At 66.4% G+C, this 14,388-nt stretch carries 15 protein-coding genes; 1 reads left to right on the forward strand and 14 read right to left on the reverse strand.

Annotated features, from left to right (window positions below):
- Positions 1–20 precede the first annotated feature (20 nt).
- From AC1DN9_RS21550 to AC1DN9_RS21605, 12 genes are all read right to left on the reverse strand, one after another.
- Positions 21–998, reverse strand: coding sequence for a 2-dehydropantoate 2-reductase (locus tag AC1DN9_RS21550; protein ID WP_478103572.1), 978 nt, complete (start codon positions 996–998; stop codon positions 21–23).
- Positions 999–1,021: 23 nt separating this feature from the next.
- On the reverse strand, positions 1,022–1,813 hold the full coding sequence (locus AC1DN9_RS21555) for a class II aldolase/adducin family protein (protein WP_478103574.1): 792 nt from the start codon (positions 1,811–1,813) through the stop codon (positions 1,022–1,024).
- 12 nt (positions 1,814–1,825) lie between these two features.
- Positions 1,826–2,638 carry an aldolase/citrate lyase family protein gene (locus AC1DN9_RS21560; protein WP_478103575.1) on the reverse strand — a complete coding sequence of 271 codons (813 nt, stop codon included), beginning with the start codon at positions 2,636–2,638 and terminating at the stop codon, positions 1,826–1,828.
- A 9-nt stretch (positions 2,639–2,647) separates the two neighbouring features.
- Complete coding sequence (hpaH, locus tag AC1DN9_RS21565) at positions 2,648–3,448, reverse strand: 2-oxo-hept-4-ene-1,7-dioate hydratase (RefSeq protein ID WP_478103576.1); 801 nt, start codon at positions 3,446–3,448, stop codon at positions 2,648–2,650.
- 1 nt (position 3,449) lies between these two features.
- Positions 3,450–3,854 (reverse strand): 5-carboxymethyl-2-hydroxymuconate isomerase, encoded by a 405-nt coding sequence (locus tag AC1DN9_RS21570; protein WP_478103578.1) that lies wholly within the window; start codon positions 3,852–3,854, stop codon positions 3,450–3,452.
- A gap of 14 nt (positions 3,855–3,868) precedes the next feature.
- Positions 3,869–4,747, reverse strand: a complete 879-nt coding sequence (hpaD, locus tag AC1DN9_RS21575) for a 3,4-dihydroxyphenylacetate 2,3-dioxygenase (protein ID WP_478103579.1) — start codon at positions 4,745–4,747, stop codon at positions 3,869–3,871.
- A gap of 1 nt (position 4,748) precedes the next feature.
- Positions 4,749–6,206 (reverse strand): 5-carboxymethyl-2-hydroxymuconate semialdehyde dehydrogenase, encoded by a 1,458-nt coding sequence (hpaE, locus tag AC1DN9_RS21580; protein WP_478103580.1) that lies wholly within the window; start codon positions 6,204–6,206, stop codon positions 4,749–4,751.
- Positions 6,207–6,241: 35 nt separating this feature from the next.
- The gene (locus AC1DN9_RS21585; protein WP_478103582.1) at positions 6,242–6,994 is read right to left on the reverse strand and encodes a fumarylacetoacetate hydrolase family protein; all 753 of its coding nucleotides are present in this window, start codon (positions 6,992–6,994) and stop codon (positions 6,242–6,244) included.
- On the reverse strand, positions 6,991–7,614 hold the full coding sequence (locus AC1DN9_RS21590; RefSeq protein WP_478103583.1) for a fumarylacetoacetate hydrolase family protein: 624 nt from the start codon (positions 7,612–7,614) through the stop codon (positions 6,991–6,993). Before AC1DN9_RS21590 ends, AC1DN9_RS21585 begins: the two co-directional genes overlap by 4 nt.
- Positions 7,611–8,042, reverse strand: coding sequence for a homoprotocatechuate degradation operon regulator HpaR (hpaR, locus tag AC1DN9_RS21595; protein ID WP_478103584.1), 432 nt, complete (start codon positions 8,040–8,042; stop codon positions 7,611–7,613). The genes AC1DN9_RS21590 and hpaR overlap by 4 nt, the downstream gene beginning before the upstream one ends.
- 80 nt (positions 8,043–8,122) lie before the next feature.
- Positions 8,123–9,109 (reverse strand): Bug family tripartite tricarboxylate transporter substrate binding protein, encoded by a 987-nt coding sequence (locus tag AC1DN9_RS21600; protein WP_478103586.1) that lies wholly within the window; start codon positions 9,107–9,109, stop codon positions 8,123–8,125.
- A complete protein-coding gene (locus AC1DN9_RS21605; protein WP_478103587.1) occupies positions 9,106–10,800 on the reverse strand; it encodes an FAD-dependent oxidoreductase in 1,695 nt (564 codons plus the stop codon). Before AC1DN9_RS21605 ends, AC1DN9_RS21600 begins: the two co-directional genes overlap by 4 nt.
- 98 nt (positions 10,801–10,898) lie before the next feature.
- Here AC1DN9_RS21605 and AC1DN9_RS21610 point away from each other — a divergent pair, with 98 nt between their 5' ends.
- A complete protein-coding gene (locus tag AC1DN9_RS21610) occupies positions 10,899–11,801 on the forward strand; it encodes a LysR substrate-binding domain-containing protein (protein ID WP_478103588.1) in 903 nt (300 codons plus the stop codon).
- A gap of 98 nt (positions 11,802–11,899) precedes the next feature.
- On the opposite strand, the gene AC1DN9_RS21615 is transcribed toward AC1DN9_RS21610, so the two are convergent.
- Both AC1DN9_RS21615 and AC1DN9_RS21620 read right to left on the reverse strand, forming a co-directional pair.
- Positions 11,900–13,828, reverse strand: a complete 1,929-nt coding sequence (locus tag AC1DN9_RS21615) for a hybrid sensor histidine kinase/response regulator (protein WP_478103590.1) — start codon at positions 13,826–13,828, stop codon at positions 11,900–11,902.
- 155 nt (positions 13,829–13,983) lie between these two features.
- A complete protein-coding gene (locus AC1DN9_RS21620; RefSeq protein WP_478103591.1) occupies positions 13,984–14,379 on the reverse strand; it encodes an MAPEG family protein in 396 nt (131 codons plus the stop codon).
- Between the last annotated feature and the right edge of the window lie 9 nt (positions 14,380–14,388).

Here is a 14,388-nt window from a genome sequence, read left to right on the forward strand (position 1 = left end):
ATGCGCACCGCTGAGCGGATTCAGTAGAGCCCCAACTGCCGCGCCCGCAAGCGCGAAAGCCCCAGCAGTGCATCGGTGAACGGCGTCTGCACGCCGGCCAACTGGCCGAGTTCGCGCACTGCCGACACCAGCGCATCGAGTTCCACCGAGCGCCCGGCTTCCACGTCCTGCAGCATCGAGGTCTTGAACGCGCCCAGCTTGCGCGTGACGGCATGCCGGTCTTCGGGACTCTCGGCAATCGGCACGCCGATGCGCGCGCCGATCTCGCGGGCCTCCAGCATGATCGTGGAGATGAGGCCGCGCACCAGGTCGTCGTTGAGGATCAGGTCAGTCGTGGCGCCGGTCAGCAGGCTGATCGGGTTGACCGTCATGTTGCCCCACAACTTGTACCAGACGTCCTTCTGAATCTGCGGCGAGAGCTTGGTGTCGATGCCCGCGCGCACCAGGAGATCGCGCAGCGCCTCCGCACGCGGCGTGGCCTGGCCGGAAGGTTCGCCGACGATGAGGCCGTTGCCGAAGTGATGCCGCACCACGCCGGGCGCGTCGAGCGAGCAGCTCGCATGCACCACGCCGCCGACCACGTGCTTCGCCGGAATCGCCGCTTCGATCATTCCGCCCGGATCGACCGCTTGCAATTGACCGCCGGCCACGCTGCCGCCGAAGCCACCTTGCAGGAACCACCACGGCACGCCATTCATGGCAGTGAGCACGATGGTGTCGGGCCCGAGCAGCGGCGCGATCCGTTCCGCGACGGCGGGCAGGGCAGGCGCCTTCACCGCGACGACGACCAATTGCTGGACGCCGAGCGCGGCTGGATCGTCGCTGGCGTTCACCGGCACCGACACACGCGCGTCGCCGCTCACCAGCGAAAGCCCGTCGCGCTGGAGCGCGCCGAGCGTCGCACCGCGCGCGACCACATCGAGTTCGCAGCCCGCCTGCGCGAGCTTCACGCCCATCCAGCCGCCGATCGCGCCGGCTCCGTAGATGCAAACTTTCATGGTTCGGTTGGGTTCAGTGGGGTTCAGTTTTTATACGAGCCGTCGATACGGTCGACCTGGCGCACCAGCGCATCGAACACGTCCTTGCCCGCACCGTGGTTCGGATTGAACTGCAGCGCATCGCGCGTGCATTTTCGGGCGATGTCCTCGGGCACGGGAATCGCCGCGCCCATCGAGAACGTCGCCATCTGGATCTCGCAGGCGCGCTGCAGCGTCCAGAGAATGGCAAAGGTCTGCGGCAGCGTCCGGCCCCAGGCCAGCAGGCCGTGATTGCGCAGGATGACGGCGTTGCGGTTGCCGATGCTCTTGAGCAGGCGCGGTCCTTCGTCGGCGTGGATCGTGATGCCCTCGAAGTCGTGGTACGCGACCATGTCGTGCAGTTGCGCCGTATAGAAATTGGTCTGCTGCAGTCCGCCCTGCAGGCAGGCCACGGCCACGCCGGCCGTCGTGTGCATGTGCATCACGCAATGTGCGCCGGGCAGGCCGTCGTGGATGGCGGCGTGCACCGTGAAGCCGGCCGGGTTCACCGGATGCGGCGAGCCGTCGAGCACCTTGCCCTGGAGGTCGATCTTGACGAGATTGCTCGCCGTCACCTCGCTGTAGTGCAGGCCGAAGGGATTGATCAGGAACTGCTTCTCGCCGCCCGTCACGCTGTCGGGCAACCGCACCGTGATGTGGTTGTAGATCATCTCGGTCCAGCCGAGCATCGCGAACACGCGGTAGCAGGCGGCGAGTTCGAGCCGCGCGGCGTGCTCGTCGGGGTGCATGTCGGGATGGCCTGTCGCGGAGAGGGGCGTGTCGAGTCGGGTGTTCATGATCGATTCCTCCTAGTAGGTGCCGCCGGTCGCCAATGTCGCCTTGGCGCCGCCCTTGAAGCGGGCTGCCAGCGCGGTGGTGGTGCGCACCAGCAGGTTGGTGTCCAGCCCGACGGCGACGAAGAGCGCACCCAGGTCGAGGTACTTGCGGGCCTGCGTTTCGTCGGGCGTCAGGATGCCCGCGGCCTTGCCGGCGCGGCCGATGCGCGCGATGGCATCCTCGATGGCCGACTGCACTTCGGCATGGCCCGCGTTGCCGATGAAGCCCATCGACGCCGACAGGTCGGCAGGGCCGATGAAGACGCCGTCGACGCCATCAACCGCAGCAATGGCGTCCAGATTCGCCAGCGCCTCGCGCGACTCGGCCTGCACCAACAGGCAGACCCGGTCGTTGGCTTCCTTCGCGTAGGCCGGGAAGCGGCCCCATCCCGACGCGCGCGCGCCCCCCATGCCGCGGATGCCCTGCGGCGGATAGCGCATCGCGCGGACGATGGCCTTCGCCTGCTCCGGCGTGTCGACCATGGGCACCAGCAGCGTCTGCACGCCGAGATCGAGGTATTGCTTGATCAGCGCCGTGCCGGCATCGCCGTGGCCCAGCGGCACGCGCGCGATGGCGTTGACGCCCGGATAGGCCGCGATCGCCTGCGCCTGCTGCAGGATGCTCTGCAGCCCGTTGGGCGAGTGCTCGCCGTCGATCAACAGCCAGTCGAAGCCGGCGCCTGCGCAGATCTCCGCGCTGTAGGCATCGGCAAGGCCGAGCCAGAGGCCGATCTGGGCGCGCTTCTCGATCAGCGCCTGCTTGAAGAGATTCGTGGGGGTTTGCATGCTGTTCCTTCAAATGAAGCGGAAGGCGATTGAGCCGAGCGGGCCGTAGTCCGCGTGGAAGGTATCGCCCGGCAACGCCGTGGTCGGCCGCGTGAACGAACCGCCGAGGACGACCTCGCCGGCTTCCAGGCATTCGTCCCAGGGCGCGAGCTTGTTGGCCAGCCAGGCGACGCCGGTCGCGGGATGGTTGAGCACGGCGGCGGCGACGCCGGATTCCTCGATCACGCCGTTCTTGTAGAGCAGGGCGCTCACCCAGCGAAGATCCACTGCGTCGGGCTTCACCGGTCGGCCGCCGGTCACGATGCCGGCATTGGCCGCGTTGTCGGCGATGGTATCGAACACCTTGCGCATGACCTTGGTGTGGCGGTCGAACTGCTCGATGCGCGCGTCGATGATCTCGATGGCGGGCACCACGTATTCGGTGGCAGCGAGCACGTCGCAGATCGTCACGTTCGGCCCCTTCAGCCGCTTGCCGAGCACGAAGGCCAGCTCCACCTCGACGCGCGGCGCGATGAAGCGCGTGAAGGGGATGTCGCCCTGCTCGAAGAACATGTCGTCGAGCAGCGTGCCGTAGTCGGGCTCGGTGATCTGGCTGGCCTGCTGCATCGCGCGCGAAGTCAGGCCGATCTTGTGCCCCTTGACGACGCGGCCTTCGGCGATCTTGGCCTTCACCCATTCGCGCGAGACTGCATAGCCGTCCTCGATGGTCATCTGCGGAAAGCGCTTGGAGAAGTGTTCGACCTGCAAGCGCGACTTCTCGCTCTCGTGAAGTTCGGCGGCGAGCTGCAGGATGACGTGTTGATCGAGCATGTTATTTGTTGAAGAGAGGATGCAGATTGCTGTGCTTGCCGTCGTAGACCTGCCCGGGGCTCTCGTCGATGTTCAGCGTGATGCCGATGTGCCGCTTGTCGAAGATCGGCGCGAAGTGCCGCTTCACCTGATCGAGCAGCGCATCGCCGACGTGCTTCTTGACGGTCGCGCTGCGGCCTGCCGCCATGCGCAGGTTGAGATAGACGAAAGCGTAGTCCGCCTTGCCGTCCGCCACCGCGTAGTGCGCGGCCGGGTAGGCGAGCACGCGCGTGCCGCCGGTCGGATAGACCTGCTTGCCGTCTTCGTCGCGCTGTTCGAGCATGGTGTCGGCGAGCGTGCGGCAGAGTGCCGGCATGTCGGTCTCCGGCTCGATGTTCGGGGTGTAGAGGATGACGAGATGCGGCATGGATTTGGACCTTCTCAGGCAGTGGTTGCATTCGCAGGCAAGGGCGTGACCGGGAAGATCGCATTGATCTGCCCCGTGCCCGAACTGCCGAAGTAGGGCGTGACGATCTCCGCCGGCGCCTCGTACTGGTCCCAGCCGAGAAGGCCGAGCAGCATCGCGGTGTCGTGCATGTCGCCTTCGCCCCAGCACTTGTCGGCGTACATCGGCAACATGCCGATGAAGGTCTTCCAGTCGCCCGCCTTCCAGAGTTCGACCACGCGGTGGTCCACCTGTTCGAGGAACGGATCGTAGACCTTGTGCATGAATTCGGGTGCGCGGCCGTTGTCGGCGAAGTGGTGCGAGAGCGATCCGCTCGCGAACACGGCCACCGTGCCGTCGTAGCGCTCCTCGATGGCGCGACGCACCGCCAGGCCGAAGCGGCCCGACTCGCGCAGGTCGTGCCAGTCGCACCAGCCGCTGATGCTGATCACCTTGTAGTGCTGATCCGCGTTCATGTAGCGCATCGGCACCAGCGTGCCGTACGCCAGATCGAGCGTCGTGTCGCTATGGGCGCGGCTCTTCACGCCCATCTCGTTGGCCATGTCGCCGATCAGGTGGCCGAGCTGCGGATTGCCCGGATACGCATAGGGCATGTTCTTGATGAAGTGCGGCAGTTCGTTGCTCGTGTAGATACCCTCGAACTTCGGGCCGCAATTGATGTGGTATTCGCTGTTCACCTGCCAGTGCACGTCGAAGACCACGATGGTGTCGACGCCGAGGGCACGGCAGCGCCGGTCGATCTCCTTGTGGCCGTTGATCGCAGCGTCGCGGCAGCCGAAGTTCGGACCGGGGAACTCCGACAGGTACATCGACGGCACGTGCGTGATCTTGGCTGCGAGTGCGAGCTTGCCCATCTCAGACTCCCCAGTGCGGAATGTGATGCGAACCCAAGGACACCGCCACGTTCTTCGGCTCGCAGAAGACTTCGTAGCTCCACGTGCCGCCTTCGCGCCCGGTGCCGGAAGCCTTGGTGCCGCCGAAGGGCTGGCGCAGGTCGCGCACGTTCTGGCTGTTGACGAAGCACATGCCCGCTTCGACGGCGGCGGCCACGCGATGCGCACGGCCGATGTTCTCGGTCCACACGTAGCTCGACAGGCCATATTGGATGTCGTTGGCAAGCCGGATCGCATCGGCCTCGTCCTTGAACGGAATCAGGCATGCGACCGGCCCGAAGATCTCGTCCTGCGCGATCTTCATGCGGTTGTCGACATCGGCGAACACGGTGGGGAGCACGTAGTTGCCCTTCTTGACGCGGTCCGGCAGCTCGGGCGCGCCCAGGCCGCCGCACAGCAGCGTCGCGCCTTCCTTCGGGCCGAGCTCGATGTAGCTGCGCACCTTGGCGAGATGCGCCTGCGAAATCATCGGACCGACGATGGTCTTCTCGTCGAGCGGGTCGCCAACCGAAATGCGCTTGGCGCGCTCGACGAACTTCGCCACGAAGTCGGCATAGATCGACTGCTGCACCAGGATGCGCGAACCCGCGGTGCAACGCTCGCCGTTGTTGCTGAAGATCATGAACACGGCCGCGTCGAGCGCGCGGTCGAGGTCGGCGTCGTCGAAGATCACGAAGGGGCTCTTGCCGCCGAGTTCCATGCTGAACTTCTTGAGGCCCGCGCTCTTGACGATTCGGTTGCCGGTCGCCGTCGATCCCGTGAACGAAATCGCTCGCACGTCCGGGTGCGCCACCAGCGGCTCGCCGGCTTCCTTGCCGTAGCCATGCACGAGGTTCAGCACGCCGGGCGGAATGCCCGCTTCGAGCGCAAGCTCGCCAAGACGCGCGGCCGACATCGGCGAGAGCTCGCTCATCTTGAGCACCGCCGTGTTGCCGAAGGCGAGGCAGGGCGCGACCTTCCACGTTGCGGTCATGAAGGGCACGTTCCACGGCGAGATCAGCGCGCAGACGCCCACCGGGTGGAACAGCGTGTAGTTCAGGTGCGTGGGGGTCGGGTAGGTGTGGCCGTCGACGCGCGTGCACATCTCCGCGAAGTAGTAGAAGTTGTCGGCCGCGCGCGGAACCAGCTGCTTGCCGGTCTGCGCGATCACCTGGCCGCAATCGTTGGTCTCCGTCTGGGCGATCTCCGGCACGTTCTTCGCGATGAGGTCGCCCAGCTTGCGGATCAGCTTCGCGCGCTCAGGCGCGGGCATGCCGGCCCACTTGGGAAAGGCTTCCTTCGCGGCCGCGACAGCGGCGTTCACTTCGGCTTCGCCGCCCGAGGCGACTTCGGCCAGCACTTCCTGCGTGGCGGGATTGACGGTCTGGAAATAGTCGCGGCCCGCGACCGGCTTGCCGTTGATGAGGTGATCGATCTGCATTGAATATCTCGTTCGGTTTCGTTGGGCGTCGCCGCTCAGGCGGCTGCAATGGTGTTGACCAGCGCGCCGATGCGCTCGATCTCGGTCACGATGACGTCGCCGGGCCGGCAGTCGACCACGCCATCTGGCGTGCCCGTAAGGATCAGGTCGCCCGGCGCCAGCGTCATGAAGCTGCTGAAGTACTCGATGAGGAAAGGCGCATCGAAGATCATGTCCTTCGTGTTGCCCGACTGCGTCACCTTGCCGTTGACAGTGGTCTGCAGCGCCAGCGCCATCGGGTCAGGCACTTCCGCGGCATCGACCAGCCAAGGGCCGATCGGCGTGCAGGTGTCTCGGTTCTTCACGCGCAGATTGGGGCGGTACCAGTTCTCGAGGTAGTCGCGGATCGCGTAGTCGTTGGCCACGGTGTAGCCGCCGATGAAGTCGTAGGCATCGTCGCGGCGCACCTTGCGCGCGGTCTTGCCGACGACGATCGCGAGCTCGCATTCGTAGTGCATGAACTGCACGTCCGACGGGCGATAGGTGAGCTGACGGTGCCCGGTGAGCGTGCTCTCGCCCTTGACGAAAACCAGCGGCTCTTCGGGCGCCTTGAACTCGAGTTCCTTGGCGTGGTCGGCGTAGTTGAGGCCCAGGGCGAGGATGGTGCGCGGGCGCGGCGTAGGCGCCAACGGCGGCAGCCACGAAACGGCGTCCAGCGCCACGAGGCGGCCATCGGCCAGCAGCAGTTGGCCTTCTTTCTCGACGGCGTCGTGCACCGCCCCTTCGAACAGGATGCGTGCGCGCTTCATGCTTCTTCCTTCACGAGCGTGTTGACGAGCGTCTCGAAGCCCGGGCCGCTGATCTCGATGCGGTCGCCGGGCCGCGCGAGCGGACGGCCGGCGTCGCAGCCCAGCATCAGCACGTCGCCGTGCTGCAGCGTCATGAAGGCGCCGACATCGGACAGCAACTGCTCGGCGTTGCGCACCGTCTGCGAGAAGTCCACCGACTGGCGCAGTTCGCCATTGATGCGCACTTCGAGCTTGAAGTCGGCGGGATCGCCGACGTCCTGCGCGTCACGCATCGCGGGGCCGATGCCGAGGAAGCCGTCCAGGCACTTGAACTTCACCGGAGGCCGGAAAAAGCTCGTGTGCGGAATCGAGAGATCGTTCATCAGCACGAAGCCTTCGACGTCGTTGTCTGGGCCGATCACCATCGCGACGGTCGCGCCGACCTCGACCTCCGGCACGCGCGCCGGCACCGCGATGGCGCTGCTGTTCGGGCTCCAGGTGTTGGCTGTCTTCACGTAGAGGATCGGCGCCTTCGGCGGAGCCTTGTAGGGGGGCTGGTCCATCTGCGGCGCGAGTGCTTCGACTTCCTTGCGAAAGTTCAGCAGCACGCCGTAGACGGTGCCCGTTGGGAGAAAACTCATGGTTGTTCCAGTGCGATCAGTTCATCGAGCAGCCCGTAGAGCTGTTCGAGCTTGTCCTTGCCCAGCGTCTCTTCCATCCACTTGTAGTGCGCTTCGATGCTGGTGGAAAGGCGCTTGACCAGTTTGCGGCCATGGGCCGTGGCCTCGATGACGGTGCAGCGCTGGTCCTCGGGATCGCGGCTGCGCGTGATGAGCCCGTCGCGCTCCATGCGCGCCAGCACGCCGGTCAGGCTGGGTCCGAGGATGAAAGCCTCGCGCGCCACACGGCCTGTTTCAACCGCGCCGTGTTCGCCCAGCACGCGCAGCACGCGCCATTGCTGGTCGGACAATTCATGCTCGCGCAGGCTGGGGCGCGTATGGGCCATCACGGCCTCTCGCGCTTGCAAGAGCAGGCGCGGAAGATTGCGGTGCGCGAAAGTGGTCGTCATGAAGCCCTCATTTACTTAACATGTTAAATGATCGGCTTGTGACCCCTCCTCGGGTTAACCCTCGTGGCCCCTCGGAACGATCAGTCGATCGTCGTGCCCGAGAGGCGCACCACCTCACCCCAGCGCTTGGCTTCGGTCTTCATGTAGGCGGCCAACTCGGCGGGCGTGCTCGATCGCGATTCGAGTCCTTCGCGCTCCAGCTTCTGGCGCAGATCGGGCTGCGCGAGGATCTTCGCGATCTCGCGGCTGTAGCGTTCGGTGATTTCTGCCGGCGTACCCGCGGGCGCGACGATGCTCTGCCATGCCACGGCCTCGAATCCGGCCGTGCCGGGGATTCCGGATTCGGCCACCGTCGGCACTTCGGGCACGGCGCTCTGGCGCTTCAGCGAAGTGACGGCGAGCGCGCGCAGCTTGCCGGTGCGCACATGCTGCAGGGCCGGCGCGATGTCCGTGAACATCAGCTGGATCTGGCCGCCCAGCAGATCGGTCAGCGCCAGGGCGCTGCCCTTGTAGGGCACGTGGCTGAGATTGATGGAAGTCGCTGCCTTGAACATCTCGGGCCCCAGGTGCTGCGGACTCCCGTTGCCGGCCGATCCGTAACTCAATGCATCGGGCTTGGCTTTCGCGAGCGCCACCAGTTCGGCCAGCGAGTTCGCCTTCACCGAAGGATGCACCACCACCATGAGCGGCACCGCGCCGATCAGCCCCACAGGCGCGAAGTCCTTCGCCGGGTCGTAGGGCAGCTTCTTGTAGAGCCATGGGTTGATGGCGAGCGTCGTGCTGGTCGCCACGAGCAGCGTATTGCCGTCCGGTGCCGCGCGGGCGACCTGGCTGGCGCCGATCGCGGTGCCTGCGCCCGGCTTGTTGTCGACGATGACGGTGCGGCCGAGCGCGGTGCCGAGCTGCTGCGCGATCAGCCGGCCCAGCATGTCGGTCGTGCCCCCCGGTGCGTAAGGCACGACGATGGTGATCGGCCGGTCGCTCTGCGCGAGGACCCACGATGGCCCGGCTGCACAGACGGCGGCGGACAGGGTGCCGATGCGGCGGATGACTTGACGGCGGTTCACTGGACGGTCTCCTTGTCTTTCTCTTCGAGTTGAAGCGCGGCGGGCGTTCCGGCACCGCGCACGAGGTCGATCAATGCGAATGGATCGGCAGGCACCGCATCGCCGCGCCACGCCACGTGCTGGTCGGGTCGCGACAGCACCAGCTTGCGGTCGTAGAGTGTCTCGGCGTCGGCGGCGCGAAGGTCGAGCACCGTCAACGGCACGCCGCGCGAAGCTGCAGCGGCTTCGATCGAACGGACATCGACATTCGGATCGCGCCGCAACAGCGTGTAGCCTGTGCCCATCGCATCGTAGAGCGATCGGCCATCGTCGAGCCAAAGATGTGGCGTGCGGCAGCCGGGCACGGTCGATGGCGTGAAGGTGGCCATGGTGTAGGCCGGCGCCGGTTCGCCGTCGTAAGCGATCAGCGGCGAACGATCATAGAAGTAGCCGAAGTTCAGCCCGCCGCAGCAATACTGCTGCACGTTCAGGTCATAGAGCGCACGCCCGGTGGCTTCGCGCAGCGCGTCGCCTTCCGCGCCCGGCGCTTCGATGCCCGCAGGCACGCCCTCGCGCTGACGTTGCAACGCAATCGCGTGGTTCATCGCAAAGTTCGACACCTGCTCGGTGATCGGCTGGCGCTCCGCTTCGTACGCATTCAGCGCGGCCTCCGTTGCCCAGCCTTGCAAACGGCCCGCGAGCACCCAAGACAGATTCATCGCATCCGCGATCCCTGCGTTCATGCCGTAGCCGGCCATCGGAATCCACAGGTGTGAGGCATCGCCGCAGATGAACACGCGCCGGTCGCGGAACCGGTCGGCCACCAGTCGGCGTCCGATCCAGTCCTCCTTCGAGATGATCTCGTACTCGAACTCCGGGCCGACCCCCAGGATCTCGCGAATGGCCCAGTCGCGGTCGACCGCCTCGAAGTCCGTCTCGTCCGCCAGCAGATAGTTGTGCAGCAGCCAGGTCTCGCGCCCGTCGATGGCGTAGACGTTGCCACAGCGCCGTGGATTGAGCGAAAAGGTGGCCCAGGCTGGCGCGTGCTTCAGAAGCCCAAGCAACGCCGGCGCGCGGAAGTAGGTCGATTGCACGCGGCCGACCACATCGGTGCCGTGCAACTGCGCGCCGATCTTCTTGCGCACCATCGAGCGCCCGCCGTCGCAGCCGATCATGTAGCGGCAGCGGATGCGCACCGGCCGCCCGTCGTCGAGATCGACGCCGTTCGCCCACACGCCCTCATCGTCCTGCGTGAAGTCGTCGATGCGCGTCCGGTTGCGGATGCGCAGGCCCGGCACCGCTTCGGCATGCGCGAAGAGCACCGGCTCCAGATAGATCTGGTTGATGCGGTGCGGCGGCTCCGGCGTCGGCCACCACGTGTCGGGGCCGCCCGTCGCGGTGTAGCGGTCGCGGCGCGCGGGAATCGGGATGCGCGACAACTCGTCGCCCGTCATCGTCGTGCGGTAGGCCACGTCGTTCGGGTAGTCGGCTGGCAGGCCGCTGTCGCGCAGCTTGGCGGCAACGCCCAGCCGGCGAAAGATCTCCATCGAGCGCGCCGACACGTGGTTGCACTTCACGTTCGGCGGTTCGCCGCGATGGCGGGTCTCGGCCACCAGCACGTCGATGCCGCGCTGCGCCAGATCCATCGCCAGCGTCAGGCCGACCGGGCCGGCGCCGACAATCAGCACCTGCGTTTCGAGTTCTTCACTCATTGCTCGTTGTCTCCAGGAATCTCAGCCGGCGATTAGATGCCGATGTGCGCCGGCTCAAAAATGAAGCTTTCATGGCGATTCATAAAAAACCGTTATCTATGCGAGGTGTGCCCTCCGTGCGGCAGTTGCGCGCCTTCGTCGCCGTGTATCACAGCGGCCAGCTGTCGAGCGCGGCGGACCAGCTTGCGCTGACGCAGCCGGCGGTCAGCGTGCTGCTGCGCGAATTCGAGCAGCGCATGGGCCTGCGCATGTTCGATCGCACCACGCGCTCCTTGCGCAGCACCGAGGCCGCCGACCAGGCCATCGTCTTCGCCGAGCGTGTGCTGGCCGAACTCGACGCGCTTGGCTCCGCCATGACCGACCTCGCCAGCGGCCGGCATGGCCGCGTTCGCGTGGCCGCCACATCGACCATCGCGCAGACCCTGATGCCGAAGGCCATGCAGCGCTACTTCGGCGCCCATCCTGATGTGCAGGTCAATATCGACGACTGCGCGCCCGGTCAGTTCGTCGAACGCATCCAGAGCGAGCAGGTTGATTTCGGCGTCGGCACGCTCGACGGCAAGGTCGCGGGGCTGGAAGAGCGCGTCTTCGTGCGCGACCATCTGAGCGTCATCGTCGACCGCGAGATGCGACTTTCATCGTCTCCGCAGATCTCGTGGAAGCAATTGGCCGCGCATCCGCTGATCACCGTGAAGCCGGGCTACGGCGTGCGCGGCAGCATCGACCGCGCCGCCGCCCAGGCGGGCGTGGAACTGAAGATTGCGCACGAGGTGACTTTGCTTGGCACCGCACTCGCGATGGCAGCGAGCGGACTCGGCGCTTCGGTGCTGCCCGCATCGATACTCGCACACGCGAGTTACCCGAATCTGGTGGCCAGGCGACTTGTGCGACCTACGGTGGCGCGCAACATCGCGGTCGTGGTCAAGCGCGGCCGGTCACTGTCGCCAGCCGCCGAGGCCTTCGCGGAACTTCTCGTGCGCGAATTCGGCGCGAGCCACTGAGCGCGCCTCCCGGCACTCGACGTCTGCACCGAGTGCGATTGGCTGAATCGTTTCTCATTGTTGGCAAAGCTACCAATTTGCCAACAATGAGAAACACTTCATCGTGACAAACGCGCGCTGTCGCACGGCGGGATGCCCGCACCGGCCGGCGCCGCACACAGCTCGCGCAGCCGCTTCACCAACTGCTCGGGCTGCACCGGCTTGAACATCACGACCAGACCGCTGTCGTAGGCTTCACGCACCAGCACCGGGTCAGTGTCGCCGGTGATCAGGATGGCAGGTAGCATGCGCCCGGCCTGGGCGCGCAGGCGGTGCGTGGCGCCGATCCCGTTGAGTTCGCCGGGCAGCCGGAAGTCCACCAGCAACGCGTCGAGCCTCGCGCCTTCGCGCGCCACCACGACGCCGGCCTCGTCCACCGTCTGCGCGGTGTGGATGGCAGCGCAGTAGGGCGCGAGCCATAGGCGCATCGCCTCACAGACTGCTGCCTCGTCGTCCAGCAACAACACGTGCAGCGGCCGCTCGGGCGCCGCTGCACCGGCGCTCGCCACCCAGGGCACCGGCGCACCGGCGACGTTGGCGACCGCACTGTGCTGCGCGGCAAGGCTGGGGCGCAGCGGCAGCTCGATCCAGAACACGCTGCCCCGCCCTGGCGCCGAACGCAAGCCCACCTGACCCTCCAGCAGCACCGCGAGCCGCCTGACGATCGCCAGCCCGATTCCGAGCCCGCGCGCGCTGTCGCGATGCAGGTTGTCCACCTGGTAGAACTCATCGAACACCCGCGACAGGTGCTCGGCGCCGATGCCGCGCCCGGTGTCCCACACGGCCAGCCTGATGCGCCCGCCGTGCCGCCGCGCGCTCACCAGCACGCCGCCGCGCTCGCAGTACTTGAAGGCGTTGTCGACGAAGTTGAACAGCACGCGCAGCAGCAGATCGGCGTCGCTCACGATCTCGCACGGGATCGGGTGAAAGCGCAGCTGCAGGCCGGCCGCGGCGGCGCGGTCTTCATACAGTTGGGACAGGCGCAGGAAGATCTGATCCACCGCCACTGGCGCGAACACCGGCTGCACCGCGCCAGCGTCGATCTTGGAAATGTCGAGCAATCCGTTGAGCAGCCCGCTCACCGATTGCGTGGCCTCCACCACGCGGTCGGCCAGCCGTTGTGCCGGGGTGCCCTGCACTTCGCGCCGCAGCGCCTCGGAGAACAATGCCAATGCGTGCACCGGCTGACGCAGGTCGTGGCTGGCCGACGCGAAGAAGCGGCTGCGCTCGGTGTTCAGCCGCTCCAGGTCGTGCGACTGGGCCATCAGCTGTCGGGACAGCTCTTCCTTCTCGATCTGCGAACGCAGGCCGGCCCGCAGCAGTTCGCTCTGCTGGCGCGCAAAGCGCAACGCCACGATCGCGTACAGCAGGATGTAGGTGCACAGGGTCCAGCCGACCGCTCCGCCCTGGACCCCGGAGCGAGTCGCCATGCCCAGCGCCAGCGGCACGAGCCATACGTAGGGGGCCGTGCGCGACGGCGCCACCACCGGAACGACACCCGTCATCAGTCCCGATACGAACACCGCCTGCACCGCCAGCCACTCGGTCGGGATCGGCCCCAGCGGCATCAGGAACCACGGCCCCAGGCCCCAGGCCACGCTGGTCGCGGTGTAGGGCGCGAAGTAGCGCCAGTTGCCGGCCGGTTGGCGTTCGGCGTATTGCGGCGCCGGGTACACCCGCAGGTTCTGTTCGAGGAAGTACAGGCGCACCATCAGCACGCCACACACGAGCGCCACCCACAGGAAAATGGCAAGCCGCGGGCCGGTGAGCGCCGAGAACACCGCTGCGAACACCGCCACCGCCATCAGGCCCTGGCGCACGGCCGAATGACCCAGCACGAACAGCCGCCGACGCAGCCGGTCTTCCAGTTCGCGGTCCAGCAGCGCCCCCTCGGCAAGAGCTGCCACAGGCGGCGAGCGATCCGCCTCGCCGGCCGACGCCTGCGGTGTGAACACCTGCCGGGAAGGCTGATCGAGGCTTGCCGTCATGGTCCAGCGAGTCTAGCGCCGGGATGCCGCGGCGGCGACCTGTGCGGCGCGACGAAACAGAGTACTAAAGCACCGCCGTCTCGTCCATCAGCCTGGGCAACTCGCCGCTCGCAATGAGCTTCTGCAGATCCTCTGCGCCGCCGATCAGCGTTTGTCTACAAGATGGCAAGCACCATCATCACCAGACCCACGATGCTGACCCCCCAGATCGCCGTGCGCAGATAGACGATCCCAGCGTAGTAGACCGGGATGTACAGCACGCGCGCCCAAAAGAATATTTCCGCCCCCGTGGCGATCTTCGGACTGGTGGCGCCCGCTGCATGCGCAACCAGGGCGATCACGGCAAAGAGCACGAAGTTCTCGAATGTGTTTCGGGCCGTGCGCTCGGCCCGTCCCGCGAATCGTGTGGCTTCGGGCAAGTTGTCGCGGTTCCCGAGCGCAAGCCTGGTGCCGGGGAAGGTCCATCCTTTGACCCGGATGAGGCTCGCGACAAGCGTTGTGAGAAACGTAAGGATGGCCATGTAGATCACGAGCGTCAGGGTGGTGGTCATATCAAGGTC

The organism is Variovorax sp. 05L425, assembly GCF_056397705.1.

Bases quoted from the DNA above. Each gene is read 5' to 3' on its own strand.
- AC1DN9_RS21610 (WP_478103588.1), top strand. From the start codon at position 10,899: ATGCGAGGTGTGCCCTCCGTGCGGCAGTTGCGCGCCTTCGTCGCCGTG.
- hpaE (WP_478103580.1), bottom strand. From the start codon at position 6,206: ATGCAGATCGATCACCTCATCAACGGCAAGCCGGTCGCGGGCCGCGAC.
- hpaH (WP_478103576.1), bottom strand. From the start codon at position 3,448: ATGCTCGATCAACACGTCATCCTGCAGCTCGCCGCCGAACTTCACGAG.
- hpaD (WP_478103579.1), bottom strand. From the start codon at position 4,747: ATGGGCAAGCTCGCACTCGCAGCCAAGATCACGCACGTGCCGTCGATG.
- AC1DN9_RS21585 (WP_478103582.1), bottom strand. From the start codon at position 6,994: ATGAAGCGCGCACGCATCCTGTTCGAAGGGGCGGTGCACGACGCCGTC.
- AC1DN9_RS21560 (WP_478103575.1), bottom strand. From the start codon at position 2,638: ATGCAAACCCCCACGAATCTCTTCAAGCAGGCGCTGATCGAGAAGCGC.
- AC1DN9_RS21550 (WP_478103572.1), bottom strand. From the start codon at position 998: ATGAAAGTTTGCATCTACGGAGCCGGCGCGATCGGCGGCTGGATGGGC.
- AC1DN9_RS21555 (WP_478103574.1), bottom strand. From the start codon at position 1,813: ATGAACACCCGACTCGACACGCCCCTCTCCGCGACAGGCCATCCCGAC.
- AC1DN9_RS21590 (WP_478103583.1), bottom strand. From the start codon at position 7,614: ATGAGTTTTCTCCCAACGGGCACCGTCTACGGCGTGCTGCTGAACTTT.
- hpaR (WP_478103584.1), bottom strand. From the start codon at position 8,042: ATGACGACCACTTTCGCGCACCGCAATCTTCCGCGCCTGCTCTTGCAA.
- AC1DN9_RS21570 (WP_478103578.1), bottom strand. From the start codon at position 3,854: ATGCCGCATCTCGTCATCCTCTACACCCCGAACATCGAGCCGGAGACC.
- AC1DN9_RS21605 (WP_478103587.1), bottom strand. From the start codon at position 10,800: ATGAGTGAAGAACTCGAAACGCAGGTGCTGATTGTCGGCGCCGGCCCG.
- AC1DN9_RS21615 (WP_478103590.1), bottom strand. From the start codon at position 13,828: ATGACGGCAAGCCTCGATCAGCCTTCCCGGCAGGTGTTCACACCGCAG.
- AC1DN9_RS21620 (WP_478103591.1), bottom strand. From the start codon at position 14,379: ATGACCACCACCCTGACGCTCGTGATCTACATGGCCATCCTTACGTTT.